This is a genomic window from Gardnerella sp. KA01002 (genome assembly GCF_049244015.1).
Taxonomy (GTDB): domain Bacteria; phylum Actinomycetota; class Actinomycetes; order Actinomycetales; family Bifidobacteriaceae; genus Bifidobacterium; species Bifidobacterium vaginale.
On sequence record NZ_CP058365.1, the window covers coordinates 1,594,898 to 1,610,975 of the forward strand.

General features: G+C 38.2%; 10 protein-coding genes and 1 tRNA gene. 10 read left to right on the top strand and 1 reads right to left on the bottom strand.

Going from position 1 to position 16,078, the window contains the following annotated elements; all coding sequences use genetic code 11:
• Nucleotides 1-351 precede the first annotated feature (351 nt).
• The 6 genes from HXT60_RS06280 to HXT60_RS06305 all read left to right on the top strand — a co-directional run bounded on the left by HXT60_RS06280 (nt 352) and on the right by HXT60_RS06305 (nt 6,904).
• The gene (locus HXT60_RS06280; RefSeq protein ID WP_421791048.1) at nt 352-2,073 is read left to right on the top strand and encodes a serine/threonine-protein kinase; all 1,722 of its coding nucleotides are present in this window, start codon (nt 352-354) and stop codon (nt 2,071-2,073) included.
• A 99-nt stretch (nt 2,074-2,172) separates the two neighbouring features.
• Nucleotides 2,173-3,114, top strand: coding sequence for a DsbA family protein (locus HXT60_RS06285; protein ID WP_421791050.1), 942 nt, complete (start codon nt 2,173-2,175; stop codon nt 3,112-3,114).
• A gap of 106 nt (nt 3,115-3,220) precedes the next feature.
• Nucleotides 3,221-3,294 (top strand) — tRNA-Thr (locus HXT60_RS06290).
• A 424-nt stretch (nt 3,295-3,718) separates the two neighbouring features.
• Complete coding sequence (locus tag HXT60_RS06295) at nt 3,719-5,245, top strand: G5 domain-containing protein (protein WP_004116443.1); 1,527 nt, start codon at nt 3,719-3,721, stop codon at nt 5,243-5,245.
• A 3-nt stretch (nt 5,246-5,248) separates the two neighbouring features.
• A complete protein-coding gene (gene rsmA / locus HXT60_RS06300; RefSeq protein WP_004114054.1) occupies nt 5,249-6,139 on the top strand; it encodes a 16S rRNA (adenine(1518)-N(6)/adenine(1519)-N(6))-dimethyltransferase RsmA in 891 nt (296 codons plus the stop codon).
• A 141-nt stretch (nt 6,140-6,280) separates the two neighbouring features.
• Nucleotides 6,281-6,904, top strand: coding sequence for a LytR C-terminal domain-containing protein (locus HXT60_RS06305; protein ID WP_009993929.1), 624 nt, complete (start codon nt 6,281-6,283; stop codon nt 6,902-6,904).
• Between the two features lie 70 nt (nt 6,905-6,974).
• Here HXT60_RS06305 and HXT60_RS06310 read toward each other — a convergent pair whose 3' ends face one another.
• A complete protein-coding gene (locus tag HXT60_RS06310) occupies nt 6,975-8,444 on the bottom strand; it encodes a CCA tRNA nucleotidyltransferase (protein ID WP_421791053.1) in 1,470 nt (489 codons plus the stop codon).
• Between the two features lie 42 nt (nt 8,445-8,486).
• Here HXT60_RS06310 and HXT60_RS06315 point away from each other — a divergent pair, with 42 nt between their 5' ends.
• The 4 genes from HXT60_RS06315 (at nt 8,487) to HXT60_RS06330 (ending at nt 16,060) form a co-directional block, all read left to right on the top strand.
• Nucleotides 8,487-9,251: an NUDIX domain-containing protein gene (locus HXT60_RS06315; protein WP_421791055.1), complete on the top strand. Its 765-nt coding sequence runs from the start codon at nt 8,487-8,489 to the stop codon at nt 9,249-9,251.
• Entirely contained in the window at nt 9,244-11,667 is a 2,424-nt protein-coding gene (locus HXT60_RS06320) for a DUF6049 family protein (protein ID WP_421791057.1), read from the top strand. Before HXT60_RS06315 ends, HXT60_RS06320 begins: the two co-directional genes overlap by 8 nt.
• A complete protein-coding gene (gene murJ / locus HXT60_RS06325) occupies nt 11,664-13,451 on the top strand; it encodes a murein biosynthesis integral membrane protein MurJ (protein ID WP_013399360.1) in 1,788 nt (595 codons plus the stop codon). The genes HXT60_RS06320 and murJ overlap by 4 nt, the downstream gene beginning before the upstream one ends.
• 125 nt (nt 13,452-13,576) lie before the next feature.
• Complete coding sequence (locus HXT60_RS06330; RefSeq protein ID WP_285068904.1) at nt 13,577-16,060, top strand: kinase; 2,484 nt, start codon at nt 13,577-13,579, stop codon at nt 16,058-16,060.
• The last annotated feature ends 18 nt before the right edge of the window (nt 16,061-16,078 follow it).

A 16,078-nucleotide genomic window follows, 5' to 3' on the forward strand; every position in this document is an offset into this window, starting at 1 on the left:
TATTTTCCTTTCATCGGCAGGTACGTGCCGAACGATCCGTTGTGAAGGGTGTGTACTCAAGACCCCAAGTCCTACGTCGGCGGCGTCAATCGTCCACATTTACTTACATGGTTCATTGAAGGTTCTCTTCGTTGAGCCATGCTCTAATATATCATGTTTATTTAGTAAAAACAGCAAAATTACAGTATTTTCTAGCATTTCGGCGTGTCGAACAGATAAATCACATATAAACAATGTTTAACAAACACGCATTAATATGCATTAAATATATAAACATTTGTTTATAAAATTTTGTATAAATTTTCCACCAAAACGCATAATTGGCATACTCTCCCATTACCATAATGCATTATGGAAGATGTGAGCATATTTGATTTGCGTTCTGGTCAAAACATTGGCGGATACACGCTAATTGAACGCTTAGGCGGAGGCGCTATGGGGTCTGTCTGGCGCGTTCACGATGATGGTGGCCAACTTTACGCAATGAAAATTCTGCGCGCATCTATGTTAGAAGATCAAAGTGAAGATTTAGATTCATTAGAAAACACTAATCCTCAAGAACAAGCAAGACTTAGACTTAAACGAGAAGCTCTAGCTTTACAAAAAATTCATCACGAAGGCGTGTGCTCAATAGTAGATATGGAGCTTGATGCTTCCATAGCCTTTATAGTTACAGAGCTAATTGATGGGCACAATCTTAAAGAAGATGTCGCTATTAATGGTCCATATGTCGCAGACGATTTAGAACGACTCGCTCATAAGCTAATCGATGCAGTAAAAGCTGTTCATAACGCTGGAATAATACACAGAGACATTAAGCCTACAAACGTTATGATTTCTACAACAGGACCAGTTTTAGTTGATTTTGGTATATCTATGGGTCAGGGCGAATCACATGTAACACGCACTGGTTTAGTTATGGGCACCCCTGGTTTTATTGCTCCAGAAATCATTGAAGGATCAGACTCTGACGAGATTACGGATTGGTGGAGTGTTGCTGCAGTTCTTGCTTTTGCTGCAACAGGAAAGCCTGTTTTTGGAACAAAACCAATAATGGCGGTTTTGGAAAGGGCAGCTTCAGGAAACGCTAATCTTAATGGACTCCCTATAAATACTATGCATGCATTTAGATCTGCATTGAGTCCTAAAAGAAGCGAACGCTGTACTCCCGAACAACTTGAGCAAGCTATTTACCAAGATGCGTTAAATCCCCTGTCTTTACAGGAATCTAACTACCCTTTTGACTATACGGCTGATGGGTTAACCGTACCTAATCAGCTAACACAAACTCGGATTATGTCAGAAAATCCTAGAAAAATGTGGGTTTCTGAAGATACTAAAAGAAGTGATTTTACAACAACTGTTAATACAACACGTTTTAATACAGATTCTGATGACTCTACAAAAATTGTTGATAGACAAAATTTCAATCAACAAGATGTTGATGAGCAGAATAATGTTTATCAAAATGAACAGGAATACGAGAATAAGCAAGAATACGCAAAAAATTCTGAACAGGGTAACATACATCCTAAAATAAGCAAATACATGTTTCGCGGAACATTTTTTTTAATAATATTTGCAATACTTTCCTCATCTATTTCAGTATTCTCTATTATTGACGCACTGTCTGCAAACATTATTCTTATGCTTGTTACAGCCACAATAGGATACAATGTTTGCGCGCAATTACGCAGACAATCCGCAAATGATTCGACCGGTGGAAAAGATTGGCTAATAAGAATCGGGAGTATACCTTGGCATTTTGTACGAGCGTCTATTTACACGATACCTAGATTAGTCACAATGATAATTACAGGTGTTATTGGCGCATACATCTACCCACTTATGATTCATGCAACTCCACAATTAATTAAATTCAAAATATGGTTTATTACCATACATTTTCCAACTTACTCTCCAGAGGTTTTCTCTCAAACATCAATTGGATATCTTATTGGTTTTATAGCAGGATGGATTATTGCTTTTATTTTAGGGAAAACTAAGATCTTCAGAATCGGGGCAGGAGCAATTCTCGGAGCGGGAAAAATCTCAAACGAGCAAGAAATATAGACAGTTGATACCGTCAACTAGACTATTCTGCAGATATTTTTATTCCACGAGAACATCACCAAATTTGCTTGTACAGAAACCTGTGCAGAAAGGAACAACATGCCAAACATTAATCAAAACAGCATGCAGAATCACAATGGTAAGGATCTTAAAGACAAAAAGGCTAAAGAGTTACGCCAGCAAACTATTGTTGGAATCGTTGTTGTGGTTATTTTACTTGGCATGATTGCTGCGATTGGCATTACGGCTCTTAATGCAAACAATATGGAAAATCAAAAGAAAATTGAGCAGGCTCAACAAGCAAGACGCGCTGTTAAAAAACTTACGACTAACCAAAAGCCTAAGTACGCTAACAACGAGGGCGGAATTTTAATCAGCAAAAACGGGTATGGAACAACAGTTGAGAATGCTCCAACCATTGCAGTTTATGCTGATCCACTATGCCCTGGGTGCGGTAATTTTAATCGCGATTCCGATCAAATGCTTATTGCCATGATGAAGGCTGGTCAGATTAACCTTGAGATTCACCCAATGTCATTCTTAGATCGAATTTCTAGCGACCACTATTCAACACGTGTAACTGGCGCAATCGCATACATTTCGTCTAACGACGACAATCCTTTGCATTTGCTTCAATTTATTAACAACATTTTTGCTGAAGATTTCCAGCCAGAAGAAGGCGATGATTATAAACCTGTAAGCAATGAAAAGCTTATTGAACAGGCAGTTAAGGCTGGAGTTAGCAAAGAGGTAGCAAGTAAAGCGTTTGATAGGAATTATCTCGCTTGGCAAGGCGCTATTAATTCCGATACTCCAAATCGTAAAGCTTTGTGGAATGTTAGCGGACAAAATAAGGGAGCTATGACAACTCCTACAACTACTATCAACGGGAAACTTCTTGATATGGTTGAAGTTAGCAAGAAGAAGCTTAGTACACCAGATGCAATTCTTAAGTCTATTGGGTTAGACAAATCTAAGGTTGGAGTTGAAGGTGTTATGCCAAAAATAACTGACAAAGATCAGCCAAATCCTATTGACTAGTTCTTGTTGATTAGTGTTTCAGCGCAAACAAGTTGCATTTTGGCATTGGGTGCTGGTACACTAATCAATGTTTTGCGCGCAAGCTAGTTATTGCACGCAGAGACGTGCCTCCTTAGCTCAGATGGCCAGAGCGGCCGCCTTGTAAGCGGCAGGTCGCCGGTTCGATCCCGGCAGGAGGCTCTGTTTTATTCTTCTACTTGTTAAAATACGATCGTTAATAGTGTTAAGTTGAAGGCTTTTGGCAATTTTAGTAAAATTTGCATTAAAGGGTTAGAATTAAAGCAAATACGTTTATAGATTTGTCGTATGATAATTTATAAAAAGTAAGACTTATTCATCATAAAACATAAAATAAAAACTTACAAAAGATTTGCATTGTAGACTTTGCTTGAGTAAGTTCTCGGAAATCTTCCCCCAACTCAGGATTTCCGAGTAAGAGGGTGGAGCGTCCCCCAACCAGCTCCTCCTCTACGGGGGCGGGAACAATCCCCTTCTCTCCCGCCCCCATTTTTATGATAGATTTCATCAACATTTAGAAGCTTTTAGCTCAGTTGCGAGCATTATATATAATTAAAGTTCAGTTTTACTTTGGAAGTGAGGTTGAATGGCACGCAGATGGACGCCTCAGAGGTTTGTTGTAATGAGAAGAATACGCATCCTTGTATGCGTTTTGGCTCTTATTATCTCAAGCACTGGGATTTTTACTCTTTCTGCGCGCAAATCTGTAGCTCTAATTGTCAATGGTAAAACAAGAATTGTCACAACCTATGCGTCTACTGCACAAAGACTTCTGCAGGAACAAAAAATACCCGTTAAAACGCATGATCAAGTTATTAGTACTTCGGGAGAAATTCTTGCAGATCACACAACTGTAACTGTTAGGAGCGCTTACCAAACTTCTGTAACAGTAGATGGCATAACAATACCATTTTGGACTGTTGCAACCAGCGTAGATCAATTAATTGGATTCTTCCAAGCAAATGCAGATCATGCTGCAAAAATCACAGTAAATTTGCAGAATATTTACGACAAACTCACTGGAGGATTGTCTATTAACAAAAAAGGACCTGTAGAGGTTATTTGCGATGGCAAATCTAGGATAGCGCCAGATGGAACACTTCCAGCAAGTTCTATTCTCGATTCTCTAGGAATCGTTTTGGGAAAAGAAGATAGAGTTACCGTAAGCGAAAATGGATCACAAACCGTATTACGCATTCTTCGCGTAACTCATGGAAAAGAATCTAGAAATGTCATCGTTCCTTTTAACACTAGAACGATAAATGATCCAAATTTGCCATCTGGAGTGAGAGTTGTTAGACAATCTGGAATAAATGGCGAGCGAACAGATTTATACAATGTGACTTATGTTGATGGTAAAGCAGAAAGCTCTGTATTAATAAAACAAAACGTGATTACTCCTACAACAGATCAGATTGTTGCTGTAGGTAGCAAACCTAATTATCAAGCCCCTAAGCAGAATAAGCAAAGTAGTAACAACACTAACGGAAAGACTTCACAAAAACCTTCTAGCAATACTAATTTGAATAAAACTAACACTAAACAAGAAATAAAACCACAAGAATCTAAAAAACCTTCTCAAAATAGTCAATCCCAACAAAGTGTGCAAAATTCTCAAAACCATAACAATAGTAATTCACAAAATCAGCATCAATCTAATGCGAATAATCAGCAAAATCCTTCTTCCTCTTCTCAAACACAAGCACCTGCAGCATCACAGCCAGCATCACAAACGCCAGCTCCCGCTCCTGCAGCCCCACCAGCACCTGCTCCACCAGCCAACAATCCCAATGGCATGGTTCACGCCACTCCTGAGCAAGCAAAGCTATATGCTCAAGCTGCATGTGCTCAAATTGGTTGGACTGGTGCAATGTGGGAAGATCTTGTTAAATTGTGGACAAGAGAATCTCACTGGCGTTGGAACGCAGAAAATAAAAGCTCTGGCGCATACGGAATACCACAATCTCTTCCAGCAAACAAAATGGCGAGCGCAGGAGCAAATTGGCACGAAGATGCATCAATACAAATAACGTGGGGAATTAATTACATTAAAAGCAAATACGGGAATCCTAGCGAAGCATGGAAGCATTCAGAAAAGTTTGGATGGTATTAAAGTTTGGATGGTATTAAATTGACACAAAATAATATTAGTGAGCAAGAAGGCTCTCTTCTTGGAGCCGCTGACATTCGTAGGATTGCAGCAGAAGAGGGTATTACTCCTACTAAAAAATTCGGTCAAAATTTCGTTATTGACCCTGGTACGGTTAAGAAAATCGTTACTGCGTCAAAAATTAATTCAAACGATTTTGTTATGGAAGTAGGCCCTGGTCTTGGCTCTCTTACACTTGCGATTCTTCAAGCTGGCGCAAATCTTACGGCTGTAGAAATAGATCCTCCGCTTGCTAAACGTTTGCCGAGTACCGTTAAAGAATTTATGCCTAACGCCTTAGAACGATTTAATGTGATTCTTAAAGACGCGCTCGAATTAAACGCTCAAGACGTTCCCAATTTAGCAAATGCACAACACTTTACTCTTGTTGCTAATCTTCCTTATAACGTTGCAACCCCTATTATTCTTACACTTCTTGAAAAGTTTAATAATCTTACAAGTTTCCTTGTAATGGTTCAAAAAGAGGTGGCAGATCGCCTCTGCGCTCAACCAGGCACAAAAACATATGGAACTCCAAGTGTAAAGTTGGCTTGGTATGGCGAATCTCAAAAAGCTGGTTTAATTGGTAGAAATGTATTCTGGCCTGCTCCAAATGTTGATTCTGCTCTCGTTTATTTTGAAAGAAATAACGAGATAAGAGAAGATGAGCAAGAGCGAGAAAAAGTGTTTAAAATTATTGATGCAGCGTTCCAACAGAGAAGAAAAACACTGCATTCTGCTCTTAAAGGCATTATTTCTAATGAATCGTACGATATTGCCGGAATAGACCCAACTAGGCGTGGAGAGACCCTTACATGCGCAGAATTCTTGGCTCTTTATAAAGCTTCGCAGATATGAATTATTTTTAAAAACACAGTCATACATAGTAAGTAAAATTGCTAGTATTGTTTTGTGTATAAAACATTATGATTTATGCATAATTGCAAGTCTCGTACAATAAGATACGCAACAGAAACATAGTACAGATCGGAAGTTAGCATGACGCAATTTTACGACGAGCGGCTGGCGCGCAGAGAGTTCATGTATCAAAAGAAACGATTTGTACTTACTACTGTTGGAATTTGTGTTGGAGCAGCGTTTCTTCTTGCTGTTCTAGTGCAATGCCATGTATTTGGTATTGCTGCCCCTAAAACTCCAGAAATCGACCCAAATTATGGAGTTCAAGCGCCTTGCCCTACAAAAAATAAAGATGAGAATAAGGCTACTTATATCGATAATCGTGCTGTTCCTATTCGAGTACTAAACGGAACAAAATTCCGTGGATTCGCAAGAGCGGTAGGAGAAGGACTACGAAACCGCGGTTTTAACCTGATTGAAGTTGGAAATAGCGAAAAAAGTGTAAAACGCACAACAATCTACTTTGGTAAGAAATCAATTAATGAAGCTTATACTTTAGCTGCTAACTTTAAAGACGCTATTTTGCGAATGGACGATAGACAAGATAAGCTAATTGACGTGGTTTTAGGCGTAACATTCAACAATCTTAAACCTAAGACTGATGTTCCTGCAGCAGGTGCAACAATAGTTGAAATAAAAGGATGCGCTGATTTTAACTCTATGAAAAATCTTCCAAAATCCGCAAATCATAATCCAGTTCAATAAGTTTTATTCAACAACATGATGTTAAATAAAGCAAAATAAAGTTAGAATAATAAAACTTTACTTATTTAAGCTACTTATTTAAGCTGGAATACCATTTCTTTAATTCCTCAACAGCAATATCGTGATCTACTGGACCGTTATCAAGGCGATAATCCAACATATGCTTATATGCTTTACCAACAATAGGACCAGGTTTCAAATCAAGCAATTGCATAATCTCATTGCCATCTAGGTCTGGACGAATCGCGTTAAAATCTTCCTGCTTTTTAAGCTCTTTAACTCGCTCTTCCATCTCATCCATAGCTTGCTCAAACATCAGCGATTTACGCTTGTTCTGTGTAGTTGCATCCGCGCGGGTTAGACGATTTAATCTCTCATACAAGTGTCCTGAATCCTTAACATATCTGCGTACAGCAGAATCAGTCCAAGGCTCGTCAACATATCCATGGAATCGCAAATGCAGATTCACAAGCTCGCTTACATCATCAATAATATGATGATCAAAATGAAGAGCTTTCATGCGTTTGCGAGTCATTTTAGCTCCAACAACATCATGATGGTGGAAACTTACTTTTCCGCCTTCTTCAAATTTTCTAGTACGAGGTTTGCCAATATCATGCAAAAGAGCAGCAAGTCTCAAAGTCAAATCGGGTCTAGGAACCGCGCCTTCGTTATCTGTTTCTAATGCTATTGCTCGTTCAAGAACCATCATTGTATGCTCAAAAACATCCTTATGCCTGTGATGTTCGTCAATTTCTAAGCGCAATGCAGGAATTTCTGGCAAAACCCTATCTGCAATACCAGACTCGACCATAGCTTCAATACCAGCACGAGGATTAGCAGAAAGCAGCATTTTTGTTATTTCATCGCGGACGCGCTCTGCAGAAACAATATCCAACCTAGAAACCATATCTAAAATAGCTTCTGCAGTATTTGCTTCAATAGTGAAACCAAGTTGAGCAACAAAACGAACAGCACGCATCATTCTTAAAGGATCATCGTCAAAAGATTGACGAGGATCTACTGGAGTACGCAGAATACCTTTTGCTAAATCATTCGCTCCACCGAATGGATCTACAAATTCCAAATCTGGAACACGCAAAGCCATTGCGTTCACAGTAAAATCACGCCTAGAAAGATCACCTTCCAAAGTATCGCCATATTTTACTTCTGGTTTCCTAGAATCTGGCTCATAGTCATCACATCGGTATGTTGTTATCTCGACTTTTACTTCTGTTCCGTCTTTTCTGCGACGCACAGCTCCAAGCGTGCCAAATTTTCGACCCATATCCCAAAAGCCATCGTGCCCCCAACTCCTAAGAATATGCTCAAATTCTTCTGGTTTGGCAGAAGTGCAAAAATCAAGATCGTGCGACGTTCTATGCAACAACATGTCTCGTACAGGACCGCCTACAAGAGCCAGCTCATAATTATGTTTAGCGAATAATCTACCCAACTCCATGGCTTCAGGACAAACTTCAAAGTTCACAGACACGCTTGGAAACACCCTTTCAACAAAAATCAAACTATATTCCAGCATACCGTTACCCCAATGCACAGCGGATTGAGTAAGGTGGAGTGTATGGTTACCCCAGCAGACTTAAGACGCATGCTCGCCAGAGCCTCGGATAATCATGCCCAAAATACGCCAGATATTCGAGTTACACCACTTGATATCGCTAGGATGAAAAGCAAAATACAGCCTCAACAGGCAGAAGGAGACGAGTCAATTTTCGTTGATATTTCAAGCTTTTCGAGCGATTATCACGTTGAAAATATTCATGTTGATATAACGGAATCTCGCCAACAAATAACATCATTAGAGGCACCTTCTCCAGCTTTAATGCCTCAGAGGAGAGTTAACGACGGTCCTAAAACTTTTGCCTCTTTAGATACTCAAGACTTACCTATTGTGAGAGAATATTCCGCTGGAGGACTAGTTTTTGACACCCTCGGGCGTGTCGCGATTATAGCTCGTCATTCAAGAAGTGGGCATATGGAATGGTGCTTGCCGAAGGGTCATATAGAAAAAGGCGAAACTCCTCAGCAAACAGCTGTTAGGGAAATTCATGAGGAAACTGGAATTCTTGGAGAAGTGGTGGATTCTATTGCTACTATTGACTACTGGTTTACTGGAACAAGTCAACGTGTGCATAAGCTAGTTCATCATTTTGCTTTGAAATATGTTAGTGGAGAACTATCTGTTCTTGGAGATCCAGACCATGAGGCAGAAGATGCAATTTGGGTGGATTTCAAAGAGCTTAACGATGTTTTAAGCTATCCTAATGAGCGCAAGATAGCGTGGATGTACGCTAAAAAGGCAAATAGGCGGTCTAATCGTGATTAATGTGATTGATTTTGCAAACAACCAATTACGGGAGTTACAAAAAGTCACTAATAAAATCGCCCGTAAAATGTTTTATTTTAAAAATACTATTCAGTTTTGTTTTAAATTTAGTATTACTTTAATTCTGGTAGTACTTTTGCTTGCTATTACACCGCTTTATTGTGTTTCAAATACAGCTTTTGCTTACGAATCATCGCAGAATACAAGCCATTCATCTAACGTCAATCAAGCTTCTGTAAAATATTACGAATCTTATAATTCCAAGGCTAAGGGTATTTCTTTACAAATAGTTAAATCAACTTCAATTCTTACAGACAAAAGCGGATACCATATAACCATTTTGGTTAAAAATACTGGTTCTCAAGATTTTCCAGATGGAAAAATTCAGGTTGCATTTAACCCTTGGTATACGTTTATGTCTAGGACTGATTTGCAAAAATGGAGTCAAGCCGAGTCCAGAATCCCTACTCCTCAGCTAATTGGCGAAGTTAGCGTTCCAGCGCTTGCTTGTGGCAAATCTTATAACGCGCAAATTGATGTTGACTCAAACAGCCCTAATCTTTCTAACATCCTTTATTGGGGGCCAAAGCCTCTTTCTGTAACGTATTCTTCATCGGATTTTAAACATTATTCTTCTGTAAAATCGTTTGTAACACGAGCAAATATTGGCGTTAGAAACGTACAAACACCTCCGATTAATGTCACATTGCTTATTCCTATAGTCGCTAAAGCATCTGACTGGCGTTATGAAATTAACAAGCAGAATATTTCTCCTTCGATGAATATTCCACCTAGCGAATCTAATATTGATTCTAAAGAGGAACCTAAAGCAGATACTAAAAAAGAAAATTCGGGCAAAACTAACACAAAAACGGTTGCTGGCGACTCTTCCCAAGTAAACAAAGATTTAAACCAATTTAAAGACAATAGAAAAATAAGGTTAAGTAAAAAGAGCATAAAGCATATTGCTTCTTTGATATCTCTTGCACAAAAGCATCCTCGATTACAAACGATAGCAGATTTAAATACTCTTAAATCTTCTGGAATTAGCTTCACTCCTTCTGCATTTATGCAAAATAACGGTTTTGATATAAGTAAATATGCTGAAACAAGTAATTCTTCTTACTACCAATCATCTGGGATTGACGCTGAGTCTTGGAGTGAAGAATCGTCAATTCCAAAAGATCATACAGGTAAAGCGCCAAAATTCGAGTCATACGCTTTTCAAACAGGCGGAAAATGGACCTTAAAGGCACTAGAACAGGCTAAAAGCAATGGTTATAAGACCGTTGTGGCAACAAACGGATTTGATGCTTTAGCGCACCGTTTTGCAGTTAAGAATGGCGTGTATGACGTTCAGACTTCTTTTGGAAACGTAAAAGTGCTTTCCTCGCAAGAAACTCTTAGTGATTTGGCAAACGAAAAACCAACAAGTAGTAAGTCAACTGGCGAAAACACTAATGCTGGCAAACTAAACAGGATTATTGCTCAAAGCGCGTTTTATCAGATGGAACAACCGTATTCTTCAAGACACTTGCTTATAACATTCCACCAAGATACGCCATCTTCTTATATCGATTCTGTTATAAGCAATTTGGAAAAATCTCCGTGGATTTCCCTGCTAGATTTAAGATCTTTATCTAACGCAAAATCTTTTTCTAAAGAATATCTTGGGTACAATCCAGTTCCTAAAGATAGTGCGATATCAAACGAATCTATAATCAATAGAAAGTCAATTCTAAATCAACTATCTTCAGATAGAGAAAACATTAAACAGTTCATAAGTGATATTCTTGACCACGGTGAATTAAATAATCATCACGTTAATGAGTCAGATGTTCAATCTCTTGCAAAACAAAACGCAAAACTGAAAATTAACCAGAACAGCAATATTTGGAGTAAGAATCTTCTTAAACTTTTTGATGCTATGGCTCAACGAGAAGTAAATGATAGTAGACCAAATAATGTTGATTCTAAAGGCACTCATAATCTATCCAAAATTTTAATTTCTGGAATACATATTATTCCTCCAAAAGATGTAACGCTTGTAAGCGAAACGGCAACAATGCCGATTACAATCAGCAATACTAATCCATACCCTGTTAGCGTATATCTTACTTCTTACACTAATTCAATGGAGATAGTAACTCCTAGAAAAACTCCAGTTAAGATTGCTGCAAATAGTGAAACACAAATTATTCTGCCACTTAGATCTACAACTTCTAGTAAAGCTAGAGCAATTTTCGGACTAGAAGATAGAAGCCATCGCGCTTTCTACAATCATAAAGAAACAATGATTACAAGCACGCTGCAAATCAGCGATAAAAGCGGTACGATTATTATAATATTTGCCTTCGCGCTTGGAATTTTAGGGCTTTGGAGGCAGTTCCACCGTAAAAAGGATCCAGACGAATGAATTCAGTAGGCCGCAACTCAATCATAATGGCAAGCGGCACGGCAGCTTCAAGAATAACTGGTCAGGTTAGAACTATATTACTTGCTGCAGCCCTTGGTACTACAGGTCTAGCAGCTAATGCATATCAGGCTGGGTCCATGATCCCTCAGCTTATTTACACTCTTGTGTCTGGTGGCATTTTCAATGCTGTTTTAGTCCCACAAATCGTTAAAACTCTGGAAAAACAAGATGCAAAAGATAGGTTAAATAAGCTTATAACCTTTGCGATTATTCTGCTTTTAGGCGTAACCGCTTTAATGGCAATTGCCACACCTGTTTTAACATGGCTCTATGTTGGATCAAACCAATCCATGATTGCTCTTACTAACGCTTTTACGTTATGGTGTATGCCTCAAATATTTTTCTATGGACTTTACACCGTGCTCGGTCAAGTTTTAGCCGCAAAAGGCAAGTTTGCAATGTATGCGTGGAGTTCCGTTGCAGCAAATATCGTCAGTTGCGTGGGCTTCGGCGTTTTTATTGCAATTTTTGGCAGAGCAAGCAGGCAGCCAGTGGGTTTCTGGAACAACACTACTATGCTTCTTACTGCAGGATTTTGGACTTTGGGTGTTGCAGCTCAGGCGCTTGTTTTATTTATTCCTCTTAGAAAAATCGGATTAAAATACAAACCAAGTTTCGGCATTAGCGGCATTGGTTTGCGTTCAATGGGCCCTGTTGCAGCATGGAGTTTTGCAATAGTGGCTGTTAGTCAGCTTTCTACAATGGCAACTACTCACATAACTACAAGCGCTCCTTCTGTAGCAGAAAAAACGTTGGGGTTAAGTCAATTTGATGTTGCTGGAAATGCTACTTTTCAAAACGCATATACAATGTTTATTCTTCCTTATTCACTTATCGCTGTGTCGGTTGCTACCGCTGTTTTCCCTAAAATTTCTAGATCAATAACAAACCATGATTTATCAACAGTTCGTGCAGATTTAAGCTCTTGTCTTAGAAATGTAAGCATTTTAATGTGCTTCTTTAGTGTTGCTTTTATTGTGATTCCAATGCCTATATCTTTGGCTCTTTTACCTTCAATCAGCATAAAAGAAGCGTATCTTATGGCAAATCCGCTTATGATGCTTTCGCTTGGATTGCCTTTATCTAGCGCATATTTGATTATTCAACGCACATTCTACGCTTTTGAAGATGGCAAACATCCGTTTATGTTTTGTGCAGCACAATTATTTGTGGAGCTTATTATTGTATTTTCTTGCATACAATTCCTTCCGCCAAACTATTGGGTTACCGCTTTAGCTGCAGCCGCATCTTTTAGTTATATTCTCACTTTTCCTTCGCTTGTTAAAATGATTAGATCTCGTTTTAACAACGATTTAGACGATAAGCAGCTTGTTATTACGCATCTAAAGGTGCTTGCAGCTTCTATAGTATCTATTCTTGTTGGAATTTTGTTTAGAGAATTTATTTACAAATGGATTTCTTTAGATTCATCAAACCTCCATGGTGTTAGTCGTTGGTTGCTTGCGATTTTTGTTTGTGCAATTATCACCATTATTTTGGCGATTATTTACATATCTATCTTGTTACTTTTAAGAACGAGTGAACTGGCAGGTCTTATTAATCCAATTCTTAGAAGAATCGGTGTAAAACTGCCATTTTTGTTGAATCTTGAAAACATCAATAAAAGCAAGTTAAATAATAAACAGACTAATCATAGTGAAAATAATAAGAATGCACATACTAGGATTATTAGATCGAAAATAAATCAACACAGTGAGCGATAATTAAATCAAGATAATTAAATGCAGTAACTCAGGGCGTTTCACTAGATTCTACAGTTACAATAATTTGTGGGATTTATTATGTAACGCATTATTATTCATTACTCATGTAGGAAGACGGGGAGTAGATGAAACCTCAGTTGGGAGATATTATACTTGATCGCTACGCTTTAGTATCACCTTTGCGCGAAGAAGCGGGTCTTCAAGCATGGCATGCTAGCGATCGTATACTTGCTCGCGATTGTCAGCTTTTTATAGTACGTGATTCTCGTTTTCTTCCAGAAGTCAACACTATATCTTCTACTCTTGCTCTGTCTAGAATACGCAAATTTACGCCAGTTTTGAAGCTTCATCATATAGATGATGTCGCGATTATTATAACCGAGCTGGATTCTGGAGTAACTTTAAGCGATTATATGAAGCTACATAGTTCAACACTTAGCTATGAAGCAATACGTTCCATAGTTGCAGAAACAGCTAATGCGCTTAGTAAGCTGTTAGCAGACGGAATAACACACTATGCTATTTCTACGAATACTGTAAGGCTTACTGATTCTGGAGTAGAACTTGCAGACGCTCCGATAAGCCCTCTTTTAAAAGATGTGACTATTGAAGATGAAAAGCCAAAAAAGTCAGCAGAAGATGGGGAGCCTGCTGTAGAGTCTACCGACGAAGGTTCAGGCAACGATTTTAACCATCCTAAAGCTCAAAATAAGAGCATAGAAAATATTGCTACGCATCAACTTTCAGCATTGCTATATGCTCTACTAACTAGAACAAATTACACTCAGAATAATTCTGTATTTAATCTTTCTAGGCTTACAGATGGAGTGCCTAGTGAATTTTCTATGATTTGTAGAAGAGGACTTTCTTCTACAGAAGATTCCAATATTATACCTATGGCATCAATAGGAGAGCTATTAGCATTACTTGGATCTTATACTCCTGTTAGAAAACTTTCTGATAAAGATATTATTTTTGATAAAACTACAAGTAAAGCCTCCGTTCAAAATGCGTTATTGCTTCCAGAAGACGATAAAAATCTTCTTGATTTTCCAGAAGGATTAGCCCAAAATGAGGACTTGCTCGAAAATAAATTATCAGAACAGGAGTCCAATAACAGTCTTGACTCTGTTGAGAAACTAGATGATAGTAAACAGGGTAAATCCAATAAAAATGCTGGTTTTACAGGCGGATTGTCTGCAGCAGGAGCTGGTTTAAAAAATGCTGGAAGAACTATAGGAGCATTAAGCGCTCTTCTTAAAAGAAACAATAAGAACGATTTAGATAATAATTCAGATTCTTCTACAGAAACTGACTCTACTGGAACAGATTATGACTTCCATGATATTGCTGCCGCAGAAATGGCTAATATTTTAGCACCTACGGAACTTGATGCAGATGATTCTATATTCCACAACCTATCTTCCACATACACAAGTTTTCCTAGTTATTCAGAAAGCAAGTCTTCTGATGCGTTAAATAATGAAGAAGCAGAAAAATATAACAATATAGAAAACGAATCAGATTCTAAAAACGATTATTCACAAAAAGATAATTTAGCTTCCCCATTAATGCCTAGAAGATTTGATTTTGAAGATCTTCTCACAGATAACACTAAACACACTGAGCTGATGTCTAGACCACAAAGTTTACCTTTGGAAGCAGAATCAACAGGTAGGGTTCCAGTTGTAGATAGTAATGGGCGTTTTATTGCTCCTGGAGAAGAATCTGCACGCGCTTTGCGTGAAGAAGAGTTGGAAAATGGTGACTATGAAGATTATGATGGCGGTTCTTTAAAGTCATCTTATTCTTCAATGCCTCCTAGTTTCCAGCCTCATGAGCGTCAGGAATCTCTGGAGTCCAAAAAGAATTCTGGGCAGAATGGCGTGGATATAGCAGACGCAAAAATTTTTGGCGGTATTTCAACAAAGGTTCTTGCAATCAGTGTTGTTGCAATATTGGTTGTAGTGGTATTCGCATTATCTTTGCATAGTCTTTTTAATTCTCATGATGCTCCTTCTAGTTTTACAAAATCTAACTCGTGGGATTCTCAAAGCGTAGAAAATGTTCCTTTTGGAAGTCAAGGTGTTCTTCCAGAAGATAAAAGTGATTCGTCTAAGAATAAAGCAAAATCTGATTCCAATGCTGTTTCTAAGGCTGATGCAAACGCAAAGAAAGACAAATTAAATAAAGAAAACAAATCAAATAAAAGTAAGCATAAAAAACTTAATAAGAGTAAGAAGGTAAAGCAGGTTCCAAAACCTAAAATGCCTACTAACACTACGCCTTATCCTATAGATGTACAACAATTCTTGGATTACACGGCTAACCAGAGAGGTTATGGCTATTACATGCATTTGGCTCAACCTCAAGAAGCATATCGTTTTGTTGTTTCAATTCGTTCTTCTGGAGGACATGGTTATTTGATTGCGAATTCTAAAAATGATCCTAGTGCTGGAGATAAAGTTGCTGATTTTACCTTTGATGCCAGTGGTGTAACAGATGTAAAGTTCAAAAAACCTATTACGGCACAAGACTTTATTTTGTGGGTTCCAGAGGACTCTATGCCTCAAAACAGCCTATACATTAATTACGTAAAAATTTACTAAATTTTATTAAGATTATTG

Coding starts and splice junctions, on each gene's coding strand:
- HXT60_RS06280 (WP_421791048.1), top strand. CDS start 352: ATGGAAGATGTGAGCATATTTGATTTGCGTTCTGGTCAAAACATTGGC.
- HXT60_RS06285 (WP_421791050.1), top strand. CDS start 2,173: ATGCCAAACATTAATCAAAACAGCATGCAGAATCACAATGGTAAGGAT.
- HXT60_RS06295 (WP_004116443.1), top strand. CDS start 3,719: ATGGCACGCAGATGGACGCCTCAGAGGTTTGTTGTAATGAGAAGAATA.
- HXT60_RS06305 (WP_009993929.1), top strand. CDS start 6,281: ATGACGCAATTTTACGACGAGCGGCTGGCGCGCAGAGAGTTCATGTAT.
- HXT60_RS06310 (WP_421791053.1), bottom strand. CDS start 8,444: ATGCTGGAATATAGTTTGATTTTTGTTGAAAGGGTGTTTCCAAGCGTG.
- HXT60_RS06315 (WP_421791055.1), top strand. CDS start 8,487: ATGGTTACCCCAGCAGACTTAAGACGCATGCTCGCCAGAGCCTCGGAT.
- murJ (WP_013399360.1), top strand. CDS start 11,664: ATGAATTCAGTAGGCCGCAACTCAATCATAATGGCAAGCGGCACGGCA.
- HXT60_RS06330 (WP_285068904.1), top strand. CDS start 13,577: ATGAAACCTCAGTTGGGAGATATTATACTTGATCGCTACGCTTTAGTA.